25 protein-coding genes and 2 pseudogenes are annotated in these 25,604 nt (G+C 60.3%); 4 read left to right on the forward strand and 23 right to left on the reverse strand.

Translation table 11 applies throughout. The annotated features are described in order from the left end of the window. Positions 1-20: 20 nt before the first annotated feature. The 4 genes from QYH43_RS25845 to QYH43_RS25860 form a co-directional block, all read right to left on the reverse strand. Positions 21-329, reverse strand: a complete 309-nt coding sequence (locus tag QYH43_RS25845) for a type II toxin-antitoxin system RelE/ParE family toxin (RefSeq protein WP_301158401.1) — start codon at positions 327-329, stop codon at positions 21-23. After that, the gene (locus tag QYH43_RS25850; protein ID WP_301158402.1) at positions 326-625 is read right to left on the reverse strand and encodes a type II toxin-antitoxin system Phd/YefM family antitoxin; all 300 of its coding nucleotides are present in this window, start codon (positions 623-625) and stop codon (positions 326-328) included. Before QYH43_RS25850 ends, QYH43_RS25845 begins: the two co-directional genes overlap by 4 nt. 117 nt (positions 626-742) lie before the next feature. Then, complete coding sequence (locus QYH43_RS25855) at positions 743-1,018, reverse strand: hypothetical protein (protein WP_256583082.1); 276 nt, start codon at positions 1,016-1,018, stop codon at positions 743-745. Between the two features lie 36 nt (positions 1,019-1,054). Then, positions 1,055-1,618 carry a YbhB/YbcL family Raf kinase inhibitor-like protein gene (locus tag QYH43_RS25860; RefSeq protein ID WP_095151696.1) on the reverse strand — a complete coding sequence of 188 codons (564 nt, stop codon included), beginning with the start codon at positions 1,616-1,618 and terminating at the stop codon, positions 1,055-1,057. A 139-nt stretch (positions 1,619-1,757) separates the two neighbouring features. Between QYH43_RS25860 and QYH43_RS25865 the strand changes: the two are divergent. Next, positions 1,758-1,883 (forward strand): annotated as a pseudogene (locus tag QYH43_RS25865) (Rieske (2Fe-2S) protein); the annotation flags it as partial. Positions 1,884-1,979: 96 nt separating this feature from the next. Here the strand turns inward: QYH43_RS25865 and pgaD are convergent. From pgaD to QYH43_RS25940, 15 genes are all read right to left on the reverse strand, one after another. After that, complete coding sequence (gene pgaD / locus QYH43_RS25870; protein ID WP_301158404.1) at positions 1,980-2,507, reverse strand: poly-beta-1,6-N-acetyl-D-glucosamine biosynthesis protein PgaD; 528 nt, start codon at positions 2,505-2,507, stop codon at positions 1,980-1,982. Then, the gene (gene pgaC / locus QYH43_RS25875) at positions 2,504-3,856 is read right to left on the reverse strand and encodes a poly-beta-1,6-N-acetyl-D-glucosamine synthase (protein ID WP_301158405.1); all 1,353 of its coding nucleotides are present in this window, start codon (positions 3,854-3,856) and stop codon (positions 2,504-2,506) included. Before pgaC ends, pgaD begins: the two co-directional genes overlap by 4 nt. Position 3,857: 1 nt before the next feature. After that, complete coding sequence (gene pgaB / locus QYH43_RS25880; RefSeq protein WP_301158406.1) at positions 3,858-5,855, reverse strand: poly-beta-1,6-N-acetyl-D-glucosamine N-deacetylase PgaB; 1,998 nt, start codon at positions 5,853-5,855, stop codon at positions 3,858-3,860. 12 nt (positions 5,856-5,867) lie between these two features. After that, positions 5,868-8,351 (reverse strand): poly-beta-1,6 N-acetyl-D-glucosamine export porin PgaA, encoded by a 2,484-nt coding sequence (pgaA, locus tag QYH43_RS25885; RefSeq protein WP_301158407.1) that lies wholly within the window; start codon positions 8,349-8,351, stop codon positions 5,868-5,870. A gap of 259 nt (positions 8,352-8,610) precedes the next feature. Then, on the reverse strand, positions 8,611-10,116 hold the full coding sequence (locus QYH43_RS25890; protein WP_095151691.1) for a YdgA family protein: 1,506 nt from the start codon (positions 10,114-10,116) through the stop codon (positions 8,611-8,613). A gap of 253 nt (positions 10,117-10,369) precedes the next feature. Next, complete coding sequence (locus QYH43_RS25895; protein WP_301158408.1) at positions 10,370-11,005, reverse strand: NADH:ubiquinone oxidoreductase subunit N; 636 nt, start codon at positions 11,003-11,005, stop codon at positions 10,370-10,372. A 93-nt stretch (positions 11,006-11,098) separates the two neighbouring features. After that, positions 11,099-12,547, reverse strand: a complete 1,449-nt coding sequence (locus QYH43_RS25900) for an efflux transporter outer membrane subunit (protein WP_301158409.1) — start codon at positions 12,545-12,547, stop codon at positions 11,099-11,101. Then, positions 12,544-13,431, reverse strand: a complete 888-nt coding sequence (locus tag QYH43_RS25905; RefSeq protein ID WP_095060529.1) for an HlyD family secretion protein — start codon at positions 13,429-13,431, stop codon at positions 12,544-12,546. The genes QYH43_RS25900 and QYH43_RS25905 overlap by 4 nt, the downstream gene beginning before the upstream one ends. Beyond that, positions 13,428-13,637, reverse strand: a complete 210-nt coding sequence (locus QYH43_RS25910) for a DUF1656 domain-containing protein (protein ID WP_053160669.1) — start codon at positions 13,635-13,637, stop codon at positions 13,428-13,430. The genes QYH43_RS25905 and QYH43_RS25910 overlap by 4 nt, the downstream gene beginning before the upstream one ends. Continuing rightward, the gene (locus QYH43_RS25915) at positions 13,634-15,706 is read right to left on the reverse strand and encodes an FUSC family protein (RefSeq protein ID WP_095060527.1); all 2,073 of its coding nucleotides are present in this window, start codon (positions 15,704-15,706) and stop codon (positions 13,634-13,636) included. Before QYH43_RS25915 ends, QYH43_RS25910 begins: the two co-directional genes overlap by 4 nt. Continuing rightward, a complete protein-coding gene (locus tag QYH43_RS25920; RefSeq protein WP_095060525.1) occupies positions 15,703-16,131 on the reverse strand; it encodes a MarR family transcriptional regulator in 429 nt (142 codons plus the stop codon). The genes QYH43_RS25915 and QYH43_RS25920 overlap by 4 nt, the downstream gene beginning before the upstream one ends. 128 nt (positions 16,132-16,259) lie before the next feature. After that, complete coding sequence (locus QYH43_RS25925; RefSeq protein ID WP_095060523.1) at positions 16,260-16,541, reverse strand: type II toxin-antitoxin system RelE/ParE family toxin; 282 nt, start codon at positions 16,539-16,541, stop codon at positions 16,260-16,262. After that, complete coding sequence (locus tag QYH43_RS25930) at positions 16,531-16,776, reverse strand: type II toxin-antitoxin system Phd/YefM family antitoxin (protein ID WP_095060521.1); 246 nt, start codon at positions 16,774-16,776, stop codon at positions 16,531-16,533. Before QYH43_RS25930 ends, QYH43_RS25925 begins: the two co-directional genes overlap by 11 nt. Positions 16,777-16,857: 81 nt before the next feature. Beyond that, positions 16,858-17,103 (reverse strand): DUF2789 domain-containing protein, encoded by a 246-nt coding sequence (locus QYH43_RS25935; protein ID WP_095060518.1) that lies wholly within the window; start codon positions 17,101-17,103, stop codon positions 16,858-16,860. A 66-nt stretch (positions 17,104-17,169) separates the two neighbouring features. Next, complete coding sequence (locus QYH43_RS25940; protein ID WP_301158410.1) at positions 17,170-17,631, reverse strand: aminoacyl-tRNA deacylase; 462 nt, start codon at positions 17,629-17,631, stop codon at positions 17,170-17,172. Between the two features lie 198 nt (positions 17,632-17,829). Between QYH43_RS25940 and QYH43_RS25945 the strand changes: the two genes are divergently transcribed. Then, positions 17,830-18,360 carry an NfeD family protein gene (locus QYH43_RS25945; RefSeq protein ID WP_301158411.1) on the forward strand — a complete coding sequence of 177 codons (531 nt, stop codon included), beginning with the start codon at positions 17,830-17,832 and terminating at the stop codon, positions 18,358-18,360. Positions 18,361-18,362: 2 nt separating this feature from the next. After that, positions 18,363-19,121, forward strand: a complete 759-nt coding sequence (locus tag QYH43_RS25950) for a slipin family protein (RefSeq protein ID WP_301158412.1) — start codon at positions 18,363-18,365, stop codon at positions 19,119-19,121. A gap of 7 nt (positions 19,122-19,128) precedes the next feature. Here the strand turns inward: QYH43_RS25950 and QYH43_RS25955 are convergent, their stop codons facing one another. The 4 genes and pseudogenes from QYH43_RS25955 to QYH43_RS25970 form a co-directional block, all read right to left on the reverse strand. Continuing rightward, positions 19,129-20,649 carry an efflux transporter outer membrane subunit gene (locus tag QYH43_RS25955; RefSeq protein WP_301158413.1) on the reverse strand — a complete coding sequence of 507 codons (1,521 nt, stop codon included), beginning with the start codon at positions 20,647-20,649 and terminating at the stop codon, positions 19,129-19,131. Next, on the reverse strand, positions 20,646-21,716 hold the full coding sequence (locus QYH43_RS25960; protein WP_095061772.1) for an HlyD family secretion protein: 1,071 nt from the start codon (positions 21,714-21,716) through the stop codon (positions 20,646-20,648). Before QYH43_RS25960 ends, QYH43_RS25955 begins: the two co-directional genes overlap by 4 nt. Positions 21,717-21,743: 27 nt before the next feature. Further along, a pseudogene (locus QYH43_RS25965) lies at positions 21,744-23,216 on the reverse strand (MFS transporter); the annotation flags it as partial. Positions 23,217-23,461: 245 nt separating this feature from the next. Then, positions 23,462-24,382 carry a LysR family transcriptional regulator gene (locus QYH43_RS25970; RefSeq protein ID WP_053160658.1) on the reverse strand — a complete coding sequence of 307 codons (921 nt, stop codon included), beginning with the start codon at positions 24,380-24,382 and terminating at the stop codon, positions 23,462-23,464. 206 nt (positions 24,383-24,588) lie between these two features. Here QYH43_RS25970 and QYH43_RS25975 point away from each other — a divergent pair, with 206 nt between their 5' ends. Further along, positions 24,589-25,596, forward strand: a complete 1,008-nt coding sequence (locus QYH43_RS25975; protein WP_301158414.1) for an RHS repeat-associated core domain-containing protein — start codon at positions 24,589-24,591, stop codon at positions 25,594-25,596. Positions 25,597-25,604: the final 8 nt, after the last annotated feature.

The raw sequence follows: 25,604 nt of genomic DNA on the forward strand, positions 1-25,604 counted from the left end.
GTGCTCAAAAGCTGGGCGCCTTAATCACCCATGCCGTTTTTTTCAAACAGTCGGACGATGTCTCTCGCGCCATGCAGAACGCGCTCGACCATGATATCGACGCCCTCCACGCTGTAGAAAATCAGATAACGACCATGGGTAATCATTCGCAATCCCTTGGCACAATCATCCTTTGGAACACCCAGGTTCGGCTGATCGATCAATCGCGTGCACTGCAAACGCAACTCGCCGACAAACGTCCGGGCCCGCTCAGGGTTGTCTCGTGCGATGAAGCGGGCAATTTGCAGAAGATCGTCCCGGGCCCGTGCAGAGAAGAACAGTTTCCTCATGGACGCACTTGTTCCGATGCTACCTCATCAATCAGCGCATCAAGCTCGGCGAACACGGTTTCGGCAGCGATGGCCGGACGGGGATCATTGCGGCTTGCTGCAATGGCTTCCCGAAGTTCTGCGGCATGCAGCCGATCCAGCAGCTGTTGATAGGCAGCATGGGGTAATAGATACGCAGCAGGACGGTTGTGGTTGAGCACGGCAACAGGCTCCGAACCCGCTTGCTCGATCACCGTACTCGGGCTGCGTTTGAGCTCGGTAATGCTGACCGAACGGCTTGCGAGTAGCTGTTCCATGACGGCTCCAATGGTACGAAAAAAAGTACTTTATAGTGCTCGATTGCTGGCATGGTGGTCAACGAACACCTGACCAGTGCGATGCCAACCCACAAAAAAACCGCCTAAGCGGTTTTTTCATTCTGTCGTCCAGTCAAACTCGTCGTATTCATCATCATCATCGTCTTCGTCGTCCTCGAAAATTTCCTCTTCCAGGTCGTCGTCTTCAACAATGGCTTCTTCCGGCTGATTCAGCAGAAAGTCCTTACGGCTCTCGGTAATGGCTCGCCGTAGTTCTTCGCCCTTTTGCGGGCAGTTGAGCATTTGGGCGATGCGGTCGATTTTTTTTGCCACGGCATCCTCCAACGCATCGGCTATGGCCCGATAGTGCGCGTTTTCGGGCCGTAATGCCAAATCGCCGGGCTGGGGTCAGATCGTTCTGAATATTCGTCAGCGGTGGTAACGGCGCACCACGCTGCTGTTTTTCAGCACATGGCCTTTGATTTTTTCCAGAAACTGCGCACGGGTCAGGCCGGCGGGCAAGGCCTCTGGCGCCAGGTCCAGGGCGTAGAGCTGGATGATGTAGTGGTGAGCGCTGTCGCCAACGGGCGGGCAAGGGCCGATGTAACCGGTGGTGCCTTTGCTGTTGGTGCCGGCCACGCCTTCCAGCGCAGATTTGGCGCCGACGCCGGATGCAATCTGATGCGTGCCGGCCTTGATGCCGTAATGCACCCAGTGATCGACGCCCTGGCCTTTCTGGCCGTCCGGGTCGTGCATGACGATGGCGTAGCTGAGGGTGCCTGTCGGGCCGGGGTTCCAGCTCAGTGCCGGGGAAACGTTGTGTCCGCCGCAGCCCGGGGCATCGCTGGCGGCGGCCGAGGCGAACAAGCGGTCATCCGAGACACCCGGAATGCTCAGGGTGAAACGCTCTTGCGCGGCGTGTGCCGGTAACTGCACGCAAAAGGCAACTGCTACGGCCGCGAGCCAAGGGTTCAAAGAGGTCAATCGGATCATACCGGAGCACCTTGTGCGTGTGGGGCCGTGGGCGGCGTGCAGACTATAGCCGGAGCGTTCACGCCGTGGCAGTGGCTTATGGATGAACCTCGTAATCTGCGCCAGACTCATCATTGAAAGGTATGTCTGGAGAGCGATCATGACTCTGCATCGCGTTGCGAATTTCGCCGATGTGCCCGAAGACCGGGGCATGGAAGTGCAGGCTGGAGACAGCAAAATCCTCCTGCTACGCGCCGGCGATCAACTGCGTGCCTATCAGGGCGATGGCCTGTGAGCAAGACCGGGCAATGGCGATGCTTGTCGAACGGATGAAACAGCCGCTGTCGCTGGATCAAGCGTGGCGGCTGATTCGAGACCTTCCCTAGGCGGACGTGAGGGGCGCTTGCTTATCGTCTTTGTCGGCCGGCAAGCGAATCACTCGCGGATGTGCCAGTGGCGCCAGACGCTCAGGTAACTGCTGTGCCGTGACGGGGAAGAAGTGCGTGACCACGCGACTGACATCCCCTTCCTGATCGTTGTGGATGGTCATGGAACCGGACGTGCGCAGCTTTTTGAGCCGCTCACGGGTCAGATTGAAGGTCTCGCTCAAATCAAGATCATCCACCACCGGTGCCGGCAAACGGCGCTGGAGAAAGCTCTTGCTTTTACGGTGCTGGTAACGCGCCCAGGAAATCAGGATCACCGCGTTCAACACCGCCACCCAAAAATAAATCTGCAGCGTACCGAGCGCATCGAACACCGAACCATCGAGGCGCGGCCCCGCGTGGGTGTCGATCAATGGCCAGAGCCCGCGTATCAGCAAATAGAGCAGTCCGATCCAGGCCAGCACCGTGAAAAAAACATCGATCACGACCCAAACAAGATTCCGCTGAGTTCGGATGATTTTCATTTGGCGTCCTCCTTTTCATCGCTCAGCGGCTTGATGCCTCGGTCAGGACTCACCCAGCGTGCACGTTTCTGATTTTGACTGAACAGCACCTTGGGGAAGCTGACGAGCGTGGTGAGCAAACTGATCAGCCAGAACACCAGCGGATACCAGATCACCCAGAACATGGTTTTCCACAGGCCTTTTTCGTATCGGCGGTCGATCAGAATGCTGACCGCGAACTGGAACAGGCAGACGGTCGCCAGCAGCAACCCGGTAAAGGCCGGCGGCAACAGGTGATCGACGGCAATCGCGGACGGCATTTCGACAAACTTGCCCATCGCCCAGAAGATGATCGATAGCAGGAAGGTAAACGCCCAACCGGTGGACAGGCAGTATTCGAACAGCAGCGGCCAAAGGTAGCGGTGACGGTATTGCCAGATTCCGCGAATGTTCTTGAACAGCACTTCGGCGCCACCCTGGGCCCAGCGCAGTCGCTGCTTCCACAGGCCCGCCAGGGTTTCCGGCATCAGGATCCAGCACAGTGCACGGGGCTCGTAAAAGATGCTCCAGTGGTCCAGTTGCAGTTTCCAGCTGATGTCGATGTCTTCGGTGATCATGTCCGGGCTCCAGTAGCCAACCCGGTGCAGCGCCGTGCGACGGAAAGCGACGATCACCCCGGAGACGGTAAAGATCCGACCGAACACCCGTTGAGTGCGTTTGATCAAGCCGATGATGGAAGAGAACTCGCCGACCTGGACACGCCCCACCAACGTCGAGCGCGTGCGAATCCGCGGGTTGCCGGTCACGGCGCCGAGGCGCGCGTTGTCGAGCATGGGCGCAACCAGATAAGCCGCCGTGTTCGGCGCCAGCAGTGCATCACCATCGATACACACCAGATACTCGCTGCGCGCCGCAATGGCGCCCATGCGCAGAGCGACTGCCTTGCCCTGGTTTTCCGCCAGGTGCACCACGCGCAGACGCGGATCCTGCTGCGCCAAGGCATCGAGCACGGCAGCGGTGTTGTCACTGGAGCCGTCGTTGATCGCAATGACTTCGATATTCGGGTAATGCTGCGCCAGTGCCGCGTGAATGGTGTCGGCCGCGTTTTCGCCTTCGTTGTAGCAAGGAATGAGGATCGAAATCAGCGGCTCGCCTTCAAGCGGCGGCGGCAGCGTGTCGTCTTCCCACGGCCAGTGCCGCTCCCAGTGCAGCCAGAAATACAGGCCACCGGCGATCCACAACCCGGACATGAACAATGGGTAGAAGAACACGAAGTCCATCAGGAATTGCCCGGTCAGCAGGAAGATCAGTCCGAGGGGAACCCCAAGGACGATCGCCAGCACCAGCATGGCCAAAAGTCTGTCCAGCATGTTATGGATTCCACTTGTTGGAGAGTGCGGGCCGCACGGTTTTCAGGTCCGGCAAGTTGTCGAGGAAGTTGTCCGGGTAGTAGCCGAAACTGGTAGCGCCCTGACGCTTGAGAACGCCCATCCACTCGGCCAACTGCTGGCCGTCGATGTCGGCGTCGGTCTGCTTGGTCCAGTCCCGGGCTTGCAGTTCGAACACGGTGCGATTGAGCGCGCCGGGACGGGATTTGACCGTGGCGACCAACGATTCCAGCCAGGGCCCGGATTGCTCCCGGGTCTGTTTTTCCATGAACGGCATGGCCATCGGCGCCGTCCAGTCGTAGGTCTGCAGGAAGTCGTCGAGGTTCTGCGCAAACCACGCTTCGCTCTCGGGATTGAGCATCGGCTCGGCGAAGATGTTGCGCGCGGTCATCACCTGCGGGCCACGGATGGCCCGGACCTTGGCCGTGAGTTCCTGGGTGAAGTCGATCAGGTACCGACTCTTGAAACGGGTCCAGCGTTGCATCGTGGCCGGGTCCGCACGCAGGGCGGCCATCGAGCCCGGCAAGCCGTTGGCGGCATAGACCTTCAGCGCTTGCGGGCCGGCGTCTTCGAAGTCCGACAGCACCGCGTCATCGTGATAGAGGATGCCGTCGACCGACGTCAGGCGCGCCACGTCTTCGTAGATTTCGCCGATGATGTGCCGCACGTTCGGATCGAACGGCGACAGTCGCTTGTACTGGTCCGGATCAACCGAAGTGGTGCCGGTTTTCGGGTCCCAACGGGTCACCCGTGGCAGCTTCGAATCGAGGGCAAAACTCAACACCGGCATCCACGCAAAGACTTTGACGTTGGCCCGGGTGCGCAGTTGCCAGGCCACGCGATCGAAGATGTCGGCGGCCACCGGCAGGTGACGGTTGGGGAAGTACAACTTGTGCACCAGGCCATCGCCGGCCGGGTCGGCGAAGGCTTGCAGGAACACCGTGTTGGCGCCCATGTCGGCCATGCGCTGGATCAGTTTGCCGAGGTTGATTTCCTGTTGCGCGGGGTCGGGGTCGTAGACGTTGTCGAGGTCCACATGCACCACGCGCATCGATGATTCGGCCTGCACAGACACGATGCTGTTGGCGAAGTGTTCGCCGTCCGGGTCCGATGCCACCAGAAAGCGCGGGCTGCTCATCAGGTTGTCGAGTGCGTCGAGACCGTCGTCCAGGGTCAACGCCATCTGATAGCCCTGTTCGTCGACCACCGCCAGCGAGGTGCCGTCCGCCATTCCGTATGGCCAGACCCAAACCCGTGGCTTGTAGCCGGTGGCCTTGCGGATTTTCTCCGAGATGGCCGCAACGTCGGTGCGAATTCGCTGCTGAAATTCAGCCTCGGTTTCGTAGCGGCCAGTCGTCGCGTCGTACCGGCGCGTGGCGGCGGCCGGTTGCAGGTTGCCCTGCGGGTTGGCCAGCACACCTTTGTGATTGGCGTCGGTGTGCGCAGCGATTTCCACCAGACCCGACTGGGAGACTTCCCGGACCTGATCCCAGGTCAGGAAGTCCGAACGCTGGCGCGGCGTCCCGGCGAAATCCACCGGTTGGTTCAACGGTGTGTCGACCCAGGACCCGACCGGCGCCAGCAAGGCATGCCAGTTGTAGGCGCGCAGCACCGGCATCACGCGGGTATAGAAACTTGAATAACCGTCGTCGAAACTCAGCAGGATCGCTTTAGGCGGCAACGCCGGCCCACCGCTGCGCGCGGCCATGATCTGGTCGACGGTCACCGGTTTGTAGTTGTTCTCCCGCAGCCACGCCAGTTGCTCGATCAGGCGTTCGGTGCGCACTGCCACTACGGCCTGGTCCGGGTCGCGGTCTTCGACATCGTGGTAGGCAATGCCCAGCACATGGTTTTTCGGCCACGGGGTTTCGCTGGCCGAAACCGGGCGCTCGGACGGCGGCACAAAAGCGGGTGCCTGCTGGGCGCAGGCGCTGATCAACAGCGCTCCCAGCAGGAGGATGAAACGCGAGAAAAAAGGCATCTTCAAACTCTTCTAGAAGCGATAAGTGAGGTCGACGAGCAGGCGCAGATCGGTTTCGCGATCTCCGTCGTAGGGTCGGTTGATCACGCTCAACAGGCCGCCCACTTCGAATACGTCGTTCCAGGCATAACGCTGGCCGTAACCGAGCAGCGCCATGCCACCGGTGCCGTGATCACGCTGGCTGTAAGTACCCGCGCCCGCCTGGAACTGCTGGCTCCAGGCCGTTTCGTAGCGGTGGTACAGCACGTGATTGACGTTCACGGTCGGCAGCACGCTGAAATCGGATTTCGGGTTGAAGTACGGCACGTCGTCGGACATGGAGTTGTGGCTGCTGCCGACCTCCAGTCCGACATCGACCTGCAGGCCCGGCGCGCTGTAGACACCTTCACGACCGGTGACCAATGCTTCGACCCGGTTGTTGCCATCACTGAAGTGCGAGGGGCTGACCGCCAGTTTCCACTCGCGGCTTTCGTTAGCCCGCCAGCGAATGAAACCGCTGCCGCCGTTGGCGGTGATGTCGCTGTTCAAGGCTCGCAACGGCGTAGCGGCCGAGAAGTACTCAAGACTGCCACCGTACTGCCAGTGATCGTCGATATCCCGGGCAATGGCCAGGCGCGCACCCTGCTTGCTGCCAAATCCGTAGGAATGGTTGGAGACTTCCGCTTCGAGGGTCATGTCGCGGGTGCGCCGCTCCAGGCCGACCCGCTGGAAACGATGATGACCGGTACCTTCCTGGAACTCACCGGTGGCGTAACCGGCACCGGCAAACACGCGCCAGTCTTCGTTGATCGGCGGGCTGTAGAGGGTGGTTTCGATGCCGAAATCACGGCTGCCGTTGACTGCGCCGGCATCGTTGTCGTTATCACCGCCATAGCTTTTACCGCCGTAGGTTTCTACGCGCAGTTCAGCCATGTCGTGGACTTCACGCTGACGCGCCAGGCGCTGCACCTGACGGTTGTCCGGGAAGCGTGCGACCACATCGTCGGTCAGCGCGTCCATCTGCCGCCATTCCTGCAAATCCATGGCGGTGTGGGCCTGGCCGATTTCCAGCCCGACATCCCGCGGGGCCATGCTCTCGGTTTCCTTGAGTTGGTTCTCGGCACGCCGTGGCCAGTCCCGCGCCAGGTACAAATCGGCTTGGGCCAGGCGCAAACCGGTGTTGCCCGGTGCCTGATCCACCAAGGCCTTTAACTGTTCTTCGCCATGGGGTAAATCGGAGCCGTAAGTACCGGCCTGGGCCGCCAGTTGCTGGGCGTCCATCCATGCGTCGTTGGGGTTGCCCACCGGCAAACCCTTGAGTTCAATACGCGGGTTCTGGGATTTGGCCAGGTCATCGGCGACTTTGCGTGCCTCTTCGGCCTTGTCGCTTTCGAGCAGCGAGTAGTAGAGCGCGGTGCTGTCTTCAAGACGGTCACCGGCATCAGCATCCGGCGCCGTCAACACCTGTCGATACAACTCGGTCGAGGTTTCCGGCTGACGCTGGTCCAGGTAGGACGACGCCACCCAGCGCAATGCATAGGTCGGAATCTTCACGCCTTCGGCGAGCAGTTTCTGATACTCGGAAATCACATCGGCGGTGCGCGCACGGGCCTTGAGCGCACCCATGCGGTCAATGCGCCAACGCACGACATCGTCGTGAGCGGCTGGATCGGCTGACCAGGTGGCGATCAACTTGTCGTAGTCGGCCAACGCGCGGTCAGCGATCACGTAGCGTTCTTTTTCGCTGCGGGTAGCCAGTTCGGCCAATCGCACGCGCTCGGCGGCCAGGTCACCTTCGAGGCGGCGCAGCGTGACCGGGTCAATCAGTCCCGGCCGTTGATTGGCCAGGCGCAAGGCCGGTTCCGGCAGCCGTACACGTTGCAGCGCATTCACGTATTCACGGGCGACTTCCGGTTTGCTGCCGGCGCGCATGAAGGCCTGATCGTATTCAAACAGCGAGTCGTACGGGTTGCCGGCGCGGGCCAAGGCGTAGCCCAGGGCGAGGCGGCGGGACGCGTCATCCGGTTTGGCCGCGACCAATGCGCGAGCACGGATGACGGCCTCCGCGGGTTTGCCGGCATCGGCCTGGGTCAACGCGAGGCCCAACTGCAGATCCGGGTTTTGCGGCTCGAGGGCCAGCGCCTTGTTGTACACCTGGATCGCCGAGTCCCAACGTTTGAGATTGCGATAGGCGCGCGCAGTGGTGGTCAGTGCCTGAACCGGCAGCACCCGGTTATGGCCCTGGGTTTCATAGACCGACACTACTTCAGCGTCGAGCCCAGCCCAACTGGCAATCTGCAGGTGATCGCTGATCTGGCCGGTGGTGGCCTGATTCGCCGGGACCTGACGCAATGTAGTCAATGCAGGCGTGTAGTTCCCCGCCCGGGCGTCGAGCACGCTTTGGTCGTAGGGTGTGTTGGCGACCGCCAGCACCGGCCAGAGCAACTGACCGCAAACGACAACGCGAAGCAAAGGGCGCAAGCCGCTTCGCAAAAAGGGACCATCAAAACTCGGCATTCGTCAGTATCCTTACATGGCCAGCCGGGCTCACAGCGTCCCTTGCCAACTCGTATCGAAATGGTCGGTTTTATCTGACCGACTCACTTCAGGCAGGGGCATTTTGCACACAAACGCACGTCACAATTGAGAACACAATAATTGTTCAGATTCATGACGTGTCAACTCAACGCTGCTTGTTCCAGGTCAAATGCCAGACAGCAAAACGCCCGGCCTGCGCATCGCGCAAAGGTCGGGCGTGGCTTTGTGAAACGCGGTTTTACTGGACTTGCCCAGCACCCGCGAACTTGCTCATCAGGAAGTTGGCGAACTCTTCGATGGTCATTTTCTGGCCGTTGAAATCCACCTGATTGTTGGCGTAATGCAGCTTCGTGACGATGTCATTACCGTCCAGTTTCGCCAATTGCGAGCCCACTGCCATGCTGCTGAACATGTCCGCCGTGGCGGTCGCCTGATCGGCAATCAGCTTGGCATCGGTCTGGCCGTCGATTTGCGATTGCACGGTGAGTACATCCACCAGCATCGGCTTGGACACCTTCAGATTGAAGTCCAGCAATGCGATCAGCTGTCTGACCAACTGGTCTGTCGGCAGATCGATGGCCTTAGGTTTGGTCAGGTCGAGCACCAGGCTGGCGCGGCTTTCGCCGTTGGCGGTGTTGAGCGAAAGGTTTTCCAGGGCAAGCTGCGGACCGGCCGCCAGCAGGTTTTCCAGGCTGGATTTAAGCTGCGCTTCTTCCGCTTCGGTCAGCTGCATTTCCGGTACCGGCAGGCCAACCGCCTCTGCTTCGGCGGCGGCTCTTTCGTACGGTTGCACCTTGGTTTGATAGATCTGCATCAACGTCATGGTGGCCGGGATGTCGAGGTTTTTCAGGCTCACGGCCAAGGCGCCAGAACCGATGGGCTTACCGTTCAGGGAAACTTCGCCCACCTTGTAATCGGCACGCCCGGAAGCGCTGGTGCCTGACTCGGCGGTGTGGTTTTTCATCTCGAATTTCTTGAAGTCCAGCACCGACTGTTTCACGCCAAAGGTCGACTTGCCGCTGGCCAGCTCCAGAACGTTCTCGCCGCTGTAAAAACCGTAGGTGCTTTTGGTCAGGTTGCTGGCCAGGGTCAGGCCGTTCAATTCGATTTGCACCGGCGACTGATCTTCGGCAACGGTGGTCACCTTCAGACTGTCCATGTAGCCGTCGGCCTTGACCTTCTTCGCCTGGGCACTGGCAGAGACATCAATGTTCAAGCCGGAGAACTTCATGCTCGACTTGTCATCCAGCGCCATTTCCAGCGGCTTCAATTCGAGGGTGCCGTTGGTGGAGTTGTCGTAACCGATGTTGACCACGCCGGTCATCGGCGATTTGTCCTTGGCGGCGGCAAACCACTTCTCGGTAAGCGGGGTCTTTTCCAGTTCGTAATGACTGGTCGCCATGACCGGCAGCCACTTCAGCGATACCAGGCGCGAGAAAGGCAGCGGACCGTGTTCGATGCGATCGACAAACAGCAACTCGACCGGTGTTTCACCGAACATTTCCCCCTCGCCCTTGAGGCGGTAGTGCGCGGTGCTGCTGAATACATGACGTTCCAGCGAGACCAGCTCCAGCGACGCGGTGCCGTTGGAGCCGACCATGGCCGCTTGCAGTTCCTTGTTGGCATCGGTAATCGAGGTGTTCAGTACGCTTTCGAGCTTGCTGCCGGTGAACCACGCGCCGCCTGCACTGATGGCGCCAATGGCTACAACAATTCCCAGAAGCACGCCTGCTGATTTATTCATGTATGACCCGTCAATGTCCGTTGTTGAAAGTGTCGTCTTCCCTGAACCCATGACGGGTAGCGGTCGCGACTGTGCTGAAAGTGCGATGGAGATTAGCATCAGGCACGACGGACGGCCCAATGTTTAAAGGTGAAAGAGTGTCTTGGGAAATTGGGGGAACGCATTTGTCAGGAAAGATCGCAGCCTTCGGCAGCGCCTACGGAATTTTCGTCATTCCCTGTAGGAGCTGCCGAAGGCTGCGATCTTGATACGGTCAGGAATATTGGACTTCGATCTCATCGAGTTGATGATCAAAACTTTTCAGCCGCGCGGTCCAGGTATAAACCAGCACCTCGAAATCCCGATTGATCACCGCCCCGCCCGTCACTTCCCCACGCGGGTCGCAAAAATCCAGTTGATAGCGTTCACGGGCCATGGCCGTGGCGACATCGGCCAGTTCCCGGGCATTGCTGAGCCAGTGTCGGCCGTCGTCAGCGATTTGTTTGTCCAGTTCCAGACACTGCTTTTTCAGGGTTTCGAGGCTTTTTTCCAGCGGTGTGCCGGTCAGTTCGCCCATGACTTCCTGAAACGTGCGCCCCGGTTGCCAGTAACTGCCCCAGAAATAGCGGTCGAACACCGTTTCGACACGACGCAGCGCGACCTTGGTGTCCCAGATCAGCACCAGGGTCTTGCCTTGTTCGAGTTGTCTTTTTTTGACGCGATGCGTCTGGATGGACGCCCAGGCCACCACCACGACAGACATCACGGCGATCAGTGCGACGGCACTGTCGAGAAACACCAGCGCCTTGTCGATCTGATGGGCCAGCATGATGCCGTAGAAATAGGTGGCCGAGAGCAGCACCAGCGCCACGACAGCGCACCAGAAGCCGAGAGCATAAGGGTTTTTCATTATTGGTTTTCCCCTGACCTGCGCGAGCCTTGTGTGAAGCAAGAGCCCATTGCACAGGGCGCCACTCCATCACTTCAAAGCATAGCAACGGCCTCAGGGTTTGCCGGAGTTCGACGCTTGCGTTCGTCCGCTTTCCCAACCGCCGCCCAAGGCGAGGAACAAATCGATCTGGCTCATGGCCACCCGGGTGTTCGCGGCGGCCAGTTGCGCCCGCACATCGGTGTAGGTGCGAGTGGCTTGCAGGTCGGCCAGGAACGACGCGCGGCCAGCCTGGAAGAAACGGTGCGTCTGATCGGCGGCCAATTGTGCCGATTGCTCGGCATCCGCCAGCGCATCGCGCCGTTGCAGCAACGCGGAGTACTGCGCCAGACCGGTCTGGGTCTCGCGAATGGCGTTGAGCACCACCCCATCGAAATGCGCCAGCGTCGCCTGGGTCACCGCTTCGGCTTCGCGGATTTTCGCCCGGGCGCCGTTGGTCGGGACGGTCCAGGTCAGCGACGGCCCGAAGCCCCAGCGGTTGGTGGACGGTTCGCCGAGGTTATCCAGGATACCGACGGTGCCAACGGTCGCGCCGATGCTGATGTCGGGGTACAACTGGCCGGTGGCGACGCCGATGGTGGCGGTCGCGGCAGCCAGGCGTCGCTCGGCTTGCCGTACGTCCGGTCGACGTTTGAGCAACGCGGCGCCATCACCCACCGGCACCAGTTGCACGATTTTTGGCAATTCGGCGCAGGTCGCCGTGCCGGCCGGCAGTTGATCCAGCGGCTTGGCCAGCAACATCGACAAACGGTACAGACCCGCCTGACGCGCCGCTTCATAGCGCGGCATGTCGGCGCGCAAGGATTTGAATTGGGTTTGCGAGCGAGTGACCTGGGTTTCATCGCCACGGCCGGCATCGCGCAGGCGCTGGATCAGCGTGGTGCTCTGGGCTTGCAGGTCGAGGGAGTGCTGGGCTATTTCCCGCTCCTCATTGGCCGCACACACTTGGGTGTAGGCGCGGACCACGTCGGCCACCAAGGTGATGCGTGCCGTATCGGCGGCGGCCTGGGTCGCATCGGCGTTGGCCTTGGCCGCTTCGATGCCGCGTTGCAAGGTACCGAACAGATCGAACTGGTATGACGCGATGATGCCGATATCGCCGATGTTGGCCACCGGCACTTTTTCCGGCTGCAGGAACGCTTCGCCTGACTCCTGCAAACGCTGGGCGCCCATCTTCACGCCGCCACTCCAGCCACCCGCCGCCTCGGCCTGATCGACCTGAGCGCGAGCCCGCAGCAGACTGGCCGCCGCCACGCGCAAATCGGTGTTGGAGGCCATGGCCTGCTGCACCAACTGGTCGAGCCGCGGGTCGTGATACAAGCGCCACCAGTCACCCGGGACGGGCGCTGACACCACCGCTCTAGCATCTTGCGCCAGGTTGCCCTGCAAGTCATCGCGGTGGACGGAGGCCTCTTCGGGCAAGTGATAATCCGGCCCGACCACCTGGCACGCCGACAGCAACAGGCCTAAACCGGCCACCGCCAAACCCGAGGCCTTGCTCATTGCGCAGGCTCCCGGTTCTTGTCGTCGATGATCGATACCGTCGCGGTACGTCCGGCGATCATGCGGAAATCCGCTGGCACATCGTCGAAGGCGATTCGCACCGGAATTCGCTGCGCCAGGCGCACCCAACTGAACGCCGGATTAACGTTGGGCAGCAGGTTGTTGCCGCTGGTGCGGTCGCGGTCTTCGATACCGGCGACGATGCTTTCCACATGCCCGCGCAGGCGCGCATTGTCGCCGACCACCCGGATGTCGACGCTCTGGCCGACATGAATACCATTGAGTTTGGTTTCTTCGAAGTAGCCGTCGATGTGGAACGAGTTGCTGTCGACCACCGACAACACCGGCCGCCCGGCGCTGACAAACTCCTGGGTACGCGGTGCGCGGTCGTTGACGTAGCCGTCCACCGGGCTGCGGATCACCGAGCGGTCGAGGTTGAGCTGGGCGCTGTCCACCGCCACTTGGGCTTCCATCAATGCAACCTGTGCGCGAGCGACCTTAGACTGACTTTCCTCAAGTTGCTCGCCCGGCACCAGATTGCCCAGGCCCTTGTTACGTTTGGCTTCGCGTTGAGCCTGGGCCAGGGTTTCTTCACGATCGGCGACCGCCGCTTTCGCCTGACGCAGGGCCAGTTTGAAACGGTCCGGATCGATGCTGAACAGCACCTGGCCACGCTTGACCATTTGGTTGTCGCGCACGTCCACTTGCTGGATCAGCCCGGAGACATCCGGCGCGATCTGCACGACGTCGGCACGGATGTGCCCGTCGCGCGTCCAGGGCGCGAACATGTAATACATGACCATGCGCCAGACCACGACAACGGCAAGGCTCACGATCAACAGGGTCAGCACCACGCGACCCAGGGTCAGAAACGGTTTTTTCATGTCATCAGGTATCGACTGAGTGAATCCACGGCGCCCAGCAGCACGGCGTAGAGAGCCACGTTGAACAATGCCCGGTGCCAGACCAGACGGTAAAAGTGCAGGCGCGTCAGCACCCCGTGCACCAACAGGTAAATCACGTACGTAATGCCCATCAGCACCAGCAGCGTGGGCAGGAACACCCCGCTGATATCCAGATCACCGATCATAAAGGCGCTCCATCGATGCCATGGGGAAGCGGTTCTTCGGGCTCGGCGGCGCCGACAAACTCAACACCGGGCAGCAATGCCAGGCGCAGGCCACTCAAGGCGTGCAGCAAGTGCCGACGGGTTTCATCATCGCCGGCACCGCCAAGCGCGCGGCGGGTGCGATCGAGGGTCATGAGCAAAGGACTCGGCGCCTGCAACCGCTCGCCAGCCTTGAGACACGCCTTGAAGTATTCGCCGACCTCGGCCACCACCTGACGCAGCAACACCTGCGGCGCACCGGAAACACGTGGCGAATAGGCCAGCAAGTCCAGCAGATTCAGCGCCACCCGCACTTCGCGCAGCGCGATGCCGGTGTCCTGGCCGGTCATGGCCAGACGCGGCAAATGCTGCATCAATCGGTCGAGCATCTGCACACCCAACTGCCGGTGTTCGGCCAGGGTGGCCGGCTCGGCAAGGCTGACGATGTCGCGCCAGCTGAAACGGGTCAGGCGTTTGGCCGCGTATTCCGCACCAAACGGCCGGGAGATGAGGGTCCAGATGAACGCGAACAACAAGCCCATGGGGCCGGCGAGATTCGAGTTGGCGAAACTGAGAAAGTCCGCGTCGTAAGCCCCCTGAATACTGATGAAGGACGAGGTGTTAACCAACGTCAGCAGCATGCCCAGGTAAAACTGCGGCTTGACCGTCAGCGTCCCCACGCAGATGAAGGGGACGGCGAACGCCAACACCAACATCGGAAAATCATGCAGGTTGGGCAGGACCAGAAACAGGTAAAGACTGGCGAACACCACCGACAACGCCGTCCAGAAAAAGAACCGGTAGATCTGCGGCGCCGGGTCATCCATCGAGGCGAAGAAACTGCACGCCACCGCAGCCAGAATCACCGCGCTGCCACCATCGGTCCAGCCGAGCAGAATCCACAGCACCGAGGCGACAATGATCGCCGTGACGGTGGACGCGGCGGAATAGAGCATCAGCCCACGATCCAGAAACGGCGTCAGTCGCCCGAGACGCCAATGCCGATACACCGCCCGCCAGTTGTCCTGGCTCTCACACTGAATCGCGAATTGCAGGCTGCGGCAGTCCTGCCACAAGTCGACCCACTCGCCGAGGCGGTAAATGGCGTTGGAGAACAGCAACTGCTTGCGATCCTCCAGCACGTGCGGCTCGGGTTGCAGGGCTTCGAGCTGGTCTTTCAGGGCACGCCAGCGCTCGAGGTCCGCATCGTTGTGATCGAGCCATTCAGTGGCCGCCGCCAGCAACGGCGAGAACTTATCCACAAGCTCGGGGGTGCGCCGTTCCAGCGCATACAACGCGTCGTCGAGGGCATCGATCACCGGCAACAGATGAATCATCCGCCCGCGCAACTCCTTGGTGTTGCGTACGGTTTGCGGACGCGAGCCTTCGTGCGGCAACTGGCCGATCATCAGTTCCAGGCTGTTGAAATTCGCCACCATCGACATGCGCAGCGCACTGACTTCATCAGGCTTCACGTCGCGGTTGAGAAATCGCAGGCTGTAATTCGATGCATCGGCGAACCATTTACTCACCGAATCGTTGAACACCGGCGCCAGGCGACGGGGCCAGAACATCGCGCCCATCACGGCCGCCACGGCGATGCCGAGGAAGATTTCTTCGGTCCGCGCTTCCGCCACATCCCACACCGCCAACGGGTTATCCACCACCGGCAAGGCAATCAACGGCAAGGTGTAGCCGGCCAGCATCAAGGCGTAGTTGTTGGCGGTGCGCAAATGCAGGGACAGAAACAGCAAGATGCCGGTCCAGAGCGCAATCACCACCACCAATACATACGGACTCTGGACAAACATCGGCACGAACAGCACCGCCGCCGCAGCGCCGACAAAGGTGCCAATCGCACGGTACAAAGCTTTGGACGTGGTGGGACCGAGGAATGGGTTGGAAACGATGTACACCGTGGCCATCGCCCAGTAAGGACGGGGCATTTGCATGAGCAGTGCGATATACAGCGCAATCATCGAGGCGGCGAAGGTACGCACGCCATAGAACCAGTCCCGCGCCGGGGGCATACCAGAGAAAAATCCGTTCAAGGGTTGCCCACCGATGGCGGCGTGGCCGCTTCAAATGCTCTGAGTACCCGCAGCGTAGCTTCCAGATCACTCGGGTCAATGCCGTCCAGGACTTCATGGCGCAAGCGCACCAATTCGACTTCGACCGCTTGAACCAGCTCGCGACCGGTTTCGGTCAGGCTCAGGCATTTGGCGCGCCGATCCTGCGTATCTTCGGTGCGGCAGACATAGCCGCCATGGCACAGCTGATCAAGCAAGCGCACCAGCGACGGACTCTCCATCCCCGCCGCCTGCGCCACGGTCACCTGACGCACGCCCTCGCCCAGCCGGCCGATCATCAACAACGGCACGGCGCAGGCTTCGGAGATTCCATAGTTGGCCAGCGTGGTCTGGCAGATTTTGCGCCAATGCCTGGCGGCCACCACCATGGAACTGCTGATGTTCATCTGAAGAATGTCGAGGGGATCGGGCACGAAAGACACACTGTTAGTTTGCTAACTATCAATATGGCATTGGAGAGGATTTATCGTCAAGTTTTGAAACAAATTTGAGCGCCACGTCTAAACAAGAATCCTCAACGCTTCTTGGCCCGCTCATAGACTGCACTGCGTTCGCGCTTCCCTACCGCAACGACAGAAACAACGACGCGCTCATCTATCACCTCGTAAACCAGGCGATATCCCGATGACTTCAGTTTGATTTTGAAACAGTCAGGCATCCCGTGCAGGGCGTCAGCCTGGATTCGCGGAGTCTCAAGCCGCTCTGCCAGCTTCTTTTTGAATTGCTCACGGAGGGTGTGCCCCAGCTTGTCCCACTCCTTGCGTGCAGACGGCAGGAATTCGAGCTTATAGGTCATCCAGTGTCACCGGAATCGGCGTCTCATCACGGCGAGAACGAACGATTTCCGCCAACTCCAAATCATCAAGACGCTCCATCATGGCTTCGAAAACATCGGCGGGGACCATGTAACCCATGACGCGATTGTGATTGAGCACCGCAACCGGTCCTCCATGGGCGCCATTCAAAACAGCTGTTGGGTTTTTCTTTAACTCGGAGACACTAACGGCCATATCGGCCAATACACTTTGCATAATTAAGACCTCAAATAAGGTCTTAATTCTGGTCCATTATTATCGACTGAGCAATCGAGCAAATCGCCACCCATCCGATAACTACACCCCCCGCCCCTTCCTCAACAGCACATCCAGCTGGTCCACCACCTCTGCCCAGTCAGCATCTTCCAGCACCTCATTACGCAGCAGATCCGCCTGGCTCGGACTCCAGAAAAACGCATCCGCAAGATGCAGTTCAGGTTTGAGCGGCGAATGGGTGGCGATGAATTTGTCGATGCTCTCGGCGTCGTCGGCCAGGCCGAGTTGTTTGAACAGCGACGATAGGCTGTGCGTCGGGTTTTCCATGGTGGACTCCTGGGATTGATTCTGGGGTCACTGCTCGCGATGGCAGCTGCATTGACGAAACAAAACTCACTGACTCAACTCCCGCACCTCGGCATGCGGCACCATGGCCAGAAAGTCCGGTATGTTCATGCGCAGCAGATTGGTGTGGTTGCCCGCTTCCAGATAGATGTCTTTTTGCCGGGTCAGCAGTGGGTCGATCACCACATCCAGCCCATAGGCTTCACCCAGGGCTGGCACGGCTCCGCGTTCGCAATCGTCAAACAGATGCGGCAGATTGCTTTCCCGGGAGACCTGCCACTCTCCGCTGCTGCGGATCTTGCTCAGGTCCAGGTGACGGCTGGCGGGCAGCACCGCCATCAGGTAATGACCGTGATGGTCATCGAGGATGACCGACTTGGCGACCCGTTCCGCAGGAATGCCTGCAACCCGCGCCGTTTCAAGGCTGCTGGCCGAGTGTGGGTGGCTGACGATGTCATATTCGCAGTGTGCCTTTTCCAGGCTGCGCTGCACGGTTCTTGCCATACGCATGATGCACCTCGATGCCCGCTACAACATTTGGCGGACGATGGTTTAACACCTTTTGCCATACTGAAAGTCTAGGCCCGCTGGCCGGTGGCGGCGGGAAATCCGCTCATCGGGCACCGTCATCATTTGAGCAAAATTCATACAAGCCCGGGCTCAACTAAACTCTATTCATAACCCCCCATGACTCTCCCGGAGGGTCAAGTGAACACGCGTTGTTGTGCCGTTGCGTTGCTGCTGGCGTTGAGTGGGTCGACGTTCGCCGCCGATACGGTTGTCTTGTTGCCCCACCCTGTCGGGATCTGGCTGATCACGTTTGGCATCGCCTTTCTGATCGCCGAAGCCGCCCTGCCCAATTACGGTGTGATTGGCTTGGGCGGGATCGTGATGTTCGTGATCGGCGCGGTGATTCTGACCAACACCGATGTGCCCGTGCCGCTGATGATCGGCTTGGCGCTGGTCAGCGCCTTGCTGCTGATCTTCCTGGTGATTCACGCCCTCAAAACCCGACCGCGACACACCGTCAGCGGGGATGCCGGGCTGGTCGGCAGCGAAACGCCCGTCACGTCAGTGCAGACCGGCAACGCCTGTGGCGGTTGGGTGCATCTGCAAGGAGAACAATGGCAAGTGCTCTGCACGACGCCGCTGCAACCCGGACAGCGGGTGCGGGTGGTGGCGCGCCAGGGTTTGCTGCTGCAAGTGGCCGCGGCTGACGCGGTGCCGGGTGGAGAATAGTCATGGGCGTGCAACTGGGTATGGTCGCGCTACTCTTATTGCTGATTGCACTGGCGGGGTCGACGTTCCGCATCCTGCGCGAATACGAGCGCGGGGTGGTGTTCCAGCTCGGACGCTTCTGGCAGGTCAAGGGACCGGGCCTGATTCTGCTGATTCCGGTGGTGCAACAAATGGTCCGTGTCGACCTGCGCACGGTGGTGCTGGACGTACCGTCCCAGGACGTGATCACCCGCGACAACGTGTCGGTCAAGGTCAATGCGGTGCTGTACTTTCGCGTGCTCGAACCGCAGAAAGCGATCATTCAGGTCGAGGATTTCTTCGCCGCCACCAGCCAACTGGCGCAAACCACACTGCGGGCGGTGCTCGGCAAACATGAACTCGACGAGTTGCTCGCCGAACGCGAGCGCCTGAACCTGGATATCCAGCAAGTGCTCGACGCCCAGACCGATGCGTGGGGCATCAAAGTCGCCAACGTCGAAATCAAGCACGTCGACCTCAACGAATCGATGATCCGCGCCATCGCCAAACAGGCCGAAGCCGAACGGGAACGTCGGGCCAAGGTGATCCACGCCGAAGGCGAACTGCAAGCCTCGGAAAAACTCATGCAAGCCGCCGAAATGCTCGGACGCCAGCCGGGGGCCATGCAGTTGCGCTACATGCAGACCCTCAATTCGATTGCCGGCGACAAGAGTTCGACCATCGTCTTTCCGCTGCCGATTGAATTGCTCAAGGGCATGGCGGATTTGTCGTCGAAAACTTGAACGGCCTTCAGCGTTGCGCCGTCAACGGATACACCGACTGCCATCCGCCGCCCAACGCCTTGTACAAGCCGACGGCTGCCAATGACACGCCGGTCGAGCTCTCGACCCACTGTTCCTGCGTGGCCAGCAAGGCGCCTTGCACGGTCAGCACCGTGACGAAGTCCACCACGCCTTCCACGTATTGCTGCTGTGCGGTTTGCAGGGCGATGCGGTTCTGGCGCACAGCTTCAGCCAGGCTGTCGCGACGCAATTGGCTGGCGTTGTAACGGGTCAGCTGATCGTCGATTTCATGCCAGGCGCGCAACACCGTTTGCTGGTAGGCAATGGCAGCTTCCTGTTGCTGTGCTTCGCGCAGATTGAGTACGCCGCGCAGGCGTCCGCCGTCGAACAGCGGCAAGCTGAATTGCGGGCCGATGCCGAACGAGCGCGAACCCCAGGAGCCCAAATCGCTCAGTTGCATCGCTTGCGAGCCGATGTTCCCCGACAAGGTGATGCGCGGATAAAAATCCCCCTTGGCCACACCGATGCTCGCGGTGGCGGCATGCAGACGCGCTTCGGCCTGGCGGATATCCGGGCGACGCTCGGCCAGTTGCGACGGCAGGCCAATGGCAACCTGACGCGGCGTTTGCGGCACCGGGGCATCTGTGGATAACTCCGCTGCCAGCGCTTGAGGCGGCTCGCCCATCAGCAGGCTCAAGGCGTTGATCAATTGCGATTGACGCTGCTCCAACGCTGGCAGGCGCGATTCGATGGCCGCCACTTGCGCGGCGGCTTCGGCGACATCCAGATCAGTGGCGACCCCATCCGCCAGGCGCAGCTGCGAAAGTTTCAAGCTGTGGCGGGCGACGTCGAGGTTCTGCTCGGTCACGGCCCGGGTGTTTTGCACACCGCGCAGCTGAATATAGTCCTGGGCGGTCTCGGCCAGCACCGACAGCAACACGCCGCGTCGGTCGTTTTCCGCGACTTCCAGAGTGGCATCGGCGGCTTCGGTTTCGCGGCGTACACGGCCCCAGAAATCCAGCTCCCATGAGGCGGAAAAACCACCCTCCCACAGGTTGAATGCTGAATCGCCGTCATGGCCGGACGGATCGTTCAGGCCCTCGCCACTGTTGCGTTTGCGTGCGTAACTGCCGGTGGCGGCGGTATTGGGATAACGGTTGGCGGTGATCACCTGGCGCACCGCGCGGCTTTGCTGCAAGCGGCTGCTGGCCAGTTTCAGGTCGAGGTTGTCGGTCAATGCGCGCTGGCTTAGGGCCGAGAGTTTTGGATCGTTGAACACCTCCCACCAGCGTTCGTCCATAGACTCGGCGATGGCTTGGCTGGGGGCGGTGTTGGCGGGTTTGGACCATTCGGACATTTGTTGCGGTTCGGGCTTTTGGAAATCCGGGCCGACGCTGCAGGCGCTGAGACTGATGGCGAGCAAGGCACTCTGGATAAGTCGCGAGCAAACCCGCTCCCACAGGTGAATGCGGTCAACTGTAGGAGCGAGCTTGCTCGCGATGGCGTCAGCACAATCAACGTAGCTCATCGCTGAGTCACCTCACGCACAGAGGTCACCGAACTGACGGTATCGATACTCGCCTCCACCGACATCCCCACCCGCAAGCGTTCAGCCAATGGCTGTCCCGGCTCCAGCACAATCTTCACCGGAATGCGCTGCACCACTTTAGTGAAATTGCCGGTGGCGTTGTCCGGTTTGACCGCAGCGAAGGTCACACCTGTGGCCGGTGCAATGCTCTCGACCCGACCGCTCAACGCCGCGCCTCCCAGGCTGTCGACGCGTACCTGCACCTGCTGGCCCGGTTGCACGTCGGTCAGCTGAGTCTCCTGAAAGTTGGCCATCACATAAGCCTGAGCCAAGGGCACCACCGCGAGGATCTTGCTGCCCGGCGCAACATAAGCGCCGACCCGCACTGCACGCTCGCCGACCATGCCGTCCTGAGGCGCGACGATCCGCGTGTAAGACAACTCGTAGCTGGCCATTTCCAGTGCCGCTTGCGCCCGCTTCAAACCGCCTTCGGCCGCATCCCGTTGGGCGGTCAGGATCTCGACCTGTTTGCGTTCCGCCGCCAGCACCGCCGTGGCATTCGCCAACCGGGCGCTGGCCTGGTCGATGCGTGTACGCGCCTGCTGAGCGTTTTGCACTGTGCCGGCACCCACACCGGCCAAGTGGTTGTAGCGGTTCAGTTCATGGTCGGCGAACGCCATCTCGGCCTTGGCCGAAACCACCGAAGATTGCGCTTGAGCAATCACCGAAGACTGCCGCTCGAGGGTCGCCTTGGCATTTTGCAGTTGCGCCCGCGCAACCAAAGTTTCAGCGTCGGCAGCCTGGGCAGCGGCACGCAAATCCCGGTCATCGATCAACGCCAGCAACTGTCCAGCCTTGACCTGCTCGTTGTCTTCGACCAGCACTTGCTTGATGAACCCGGCCACCCGCGGCACCACCAGCGTGTAATCGGCCGAGACATAGGCGTCATTGGTGCTCTGTTGCGTGCGTTTGCCGAACAGACCGGGCACCGCCAGGTACAACAGCACGCCGACGGCCAGCGCAGCGGCCACTGCTACGGCGATTTTTTGCTTTGCTTGAGTCGTCATAAAAAACCTTCAGTTTGCGTGGAGCAATCAGGTCGGCGCGCGCGGTGGATAAGTCCGCGTCGGCAGCCAGAAAATCAGCAGGATCAGCGTCACCGCAATGCCGGCCATGCACAGATAGAGATCCGATGCCGTCAGCACCACGGCCTGTTCGTGCAATCGATGGGCGAGGCCTGGGGTGTTGTCGTCGATCAGGGGTGAATTGCCGAGACGGTCCACGAGCATGGTCGAATGAAAGTGCAGCCTCGACGTGGTCAGCGCCTCAATCACGCCCGTGGCGATCACCGCCGACAGGCCTTTGACCGTGTTGAACCAGGCCGAGGCGAATGGCCCTTCCATCGGGCTGATGCTGCCGGTGGACAGCATCAACAGCGGCAGCACCGCCATCGGTTGACCGAAGATTTGCAGCCATTGCAGTACGTAGAAATCGTCGCGAATCCATTCCGATGTCAGTTGCGAGCCGCCGATGCAGGACAGCGCCAGCATGCTCAGGCCGATGCCCAGAACCCAGCGGCAATCGACCCAGCGAAAATTGCACAACGCGGCCACCAACGGCAGCGCAATCAATTGCGGCAGCGCCGCCAGCAACATGATCGGCGCGGTCTGCACCGGCCGATAACCCTGGACCTGCGCCAGGTAGCTCGACGGAATAATGATCACCGCGAGCAGCACCACCAGCACCCCGGCCAAGGTCAGCAAGGCAAACGACAGGTTACGGATACCGAGCATCTGCATCTTGAAAAACGGAATCGGCTGCGACCACTCGTTGATCAAAAACAGCACCAGCAGCAATAGGCCGCCGCTGAGCAAACCGCAGATCAAATCGGACTCGAACCAGTCCAGTCGATTGCCCTGCAAGATGCCGATCACCAGCATGCAAATCGCCGGAAACCCCAGCAGCAATCCGCGCCAGTTGAACTGCTTGAAACGCTCCAGCCGCAACGGGTCCTGCGGCAACCCATACGCCACGGCGACCATCGCAATCAGGCACGGCGCGATGATTTGCCAGAAGGTCCATTGCCACCCGACATGCTCGGTCCACAACCCGGCCAATGGCGTTCCAAGGCCCGGGCCGAACGTGGCGGTCAGGGCATAACCGGCCAAGCCATACAACTTCACGTTGGCCGGTAGAAAGCGCAGGGCGACGGTCATCAACATCGGCGGCAAAGCGCCGCCGGCCAGGCCTTGCAAGGTGCGCATCAGCAGCAGACTTTCGTAATTCGGGGCGAACGGACACAGCACGCCCAAGAGGGTGAACAGGCTGATGGCGCACAAGGTGAACCGACGCAGCGAGAACGTCACCGCGCACCACGGCGCAAAGGCCATGGCGGCCACGGATGTCGCGGTGTAACTGGCAACCAGCCAAGTGCCTTCGTCGTAACCGATGGATAGCGCGCCGCGAATATCGGCCAGGGCGACTTTGGTCACCATCTCGTTCAGACCCGACACCAGCACCGCCAGCAACACGCCCACCAGGCCAACGATGATGCGCGGGCCGAAGACTTGCGCCGGGACCGTGAGGGACGTCATTACTGCGAGCTCCGGAAGGAAAGTACCGGGAGCATTCTAGGAAGGGCGATGCCTGACGAAAATCAACTTCTCGGCAGCTTATAAATGCACCAGACGCAACAATACAAAACCCTGTAGGAGCAAGCTTGCTCGCGATGGCGCCAAGCCCGTCGATGAAGATGTGCCTGCGCAGCCCTCATCGCGAGCAGGCTCGCTCCTACAGGGATTTGGGCAGGACTTCAAACGGGTTGCGCGGCCAACCACGTCTCATCGCAACACGCCTTGACCGTTTCGCGCATCCAGCGATGGGCCGGGTCCTTGTCGAAACGCGGGTGCCAGGCCTGGGTCAACATCAGGGTCGGTAACGGGATCGGCAGGTCAAAGGAGCGCAGCTTCAACCCCAGCCGCCGCACGCTCAACAGCGCTTCCTTGGGCACCGGCAGAATCAGGTCGGAATCGGGCAACGCGAACATCGCCGCATGGAAACTCGGCGCAATCACCGCCACCCGACGCTCCAGCCCGAGCGCATTGAGGGCGGTATCGATCGGCCCTCGCGCAATGCCACGACGGGACATGCTGATATGGGAAAACCCGGCATAACGCTCTGCAGTGATCTCTTCATCAAACAGCGGATGATCCTCACGTACCAGGCCGACGAAGTGCGTGGAAAACAGGTTCTGCACTTTCACTTCAGGCGTCAGCGGGCGGGTGTTGCTGATGCTCAAATCAATCCGCCCTTCGCGCAACGCCTCATCGTCGCCATCGCCTTCCGGCACGAAACGCAACTCACAGTGCGGCGCCTGCCGGTCCAGGGTGTCGAACAACTTGCCGCCATAAACGCCGACAAAAAAGTCATTGGCCCGAATGCTGAACCGCCGCCGCAGGGAACCCAACTCCACCGCATCGGCCGAACGAAACAGCAACGCCGCCTGCTCCACCACACTGCGCACCTGCTCGCGCAACTCCAGCGCCTTGGGCGTCGGCACCAGCCCACGCCCGGCACGCACCAGAATCGGATCGCCAATGGCCTCGCGAATACGCGTCAACGTCCGGCTCATCGCCGCCGGGCTGAGGTTCATCCGCCGCGCTGCACCCACCACACTGCCCTCGTCGAGCAAGGCGTCGAGGGCGATTAGCAGGTTCATGTCTGGGAGTTGCATTCTGAGCACTCGATAATCGAATGGATTGATTTCAACGCAATCCTAACAGTGCATTCCCGTAGGAGCGAAGCGTGCTCGCGATGAACGAGAGCGCGGCCCGATTAAAGAAAAACCACAGAACCTAGCAGTTCTGCTAGTTCCCCAAGCCACTTCAACGGGGTAATGCTGAAGACCAATAGTTATCCCTCCTCCCATTGGGTCTCGACATGCCTGACCGCAAGATTGCTGATCAAACCAATGTCCCGTTGAAGCGAACCGTGCTGTTGGCGCCGGATAGCAGCAACTCGGTCATTGCCGAAATCACAGACGGCGCCATCAACACCATCGGCTACTCCGCCTATGGCGAACAATCCGCTCAGCAAGCAGTCGCGACGCGGTTGGGCTTCAATGGCCAGTTGCGTGAAACAACGATTGGCTGGTACTTGCTGGGTAACGGCTACCGCGCCTACAACCCGCGATTGATGCGCTTTCATAGCCCGGACAGTTGGAGTCCGTTTGGAGAGGGCGGGTTAAATCCGTATATGTATTGCGTAGGGGACCCGGTGAATCGGGTAGATCCGACGGGGCATTGGGGAGCACTTGCAGCTCTTTCCGGCATACAGAGGCTCGGGATGGCTGGATACGTCATGTCCACAGTAGGCGCGGGTTTGAACATTAGCTCTTTATGGATAAATCGCGGGAGTGCCACGCTGCTAGGGGCGATTTCCGGACTTTCGGGAATGGTTGCCGGTGTTGCAAGTATGTTTAATTTACCGCCTCAGGTATCTCAAGCACTCACCGCTACAAGTTTGATTTCGGGTACAGCCTCAACCTTTCTAGGCTATCGGGCAATGCGAGCAAACTTCAGACATCTCGGGTGGCATGAGGCTCCATTCAGCAGGCCATCAAACAGTCCTCCAGCCTACTTCGATGTTTATCCACAAAGCGGCGCAACTAGAATTAAGCCACCTTCGCCCCCTCCTTACCCACTTAATCGCGCAACCCTAATACCTACATCAGCCGGTGAAAAAGCTCCAATGTACTCTAGACAAGATCCGACCTTGTTTACGACGCCATTGATTGACGCAAACAATGCTCAGATTCGTTCACCTACTCCAACGCCCATTGGCGTATTTGGGACCTCCCCCCCGAGATATCTACCTCAACGTCGGCAAGAGCTCTTGAATCGGATGGACGGTCTCCCCGCGTCGACAACAATCCGACAAAGGAAATAGAGAAACAA

The organism is Pseudomonas sp. C32, from assembly GCF_030417915.1.
GTDB lineage: Bacteria > Pseudomonadota > Gammaproteobacteria > Pseudomonadales > Pseudomonadaceae > Aquipseudomonas.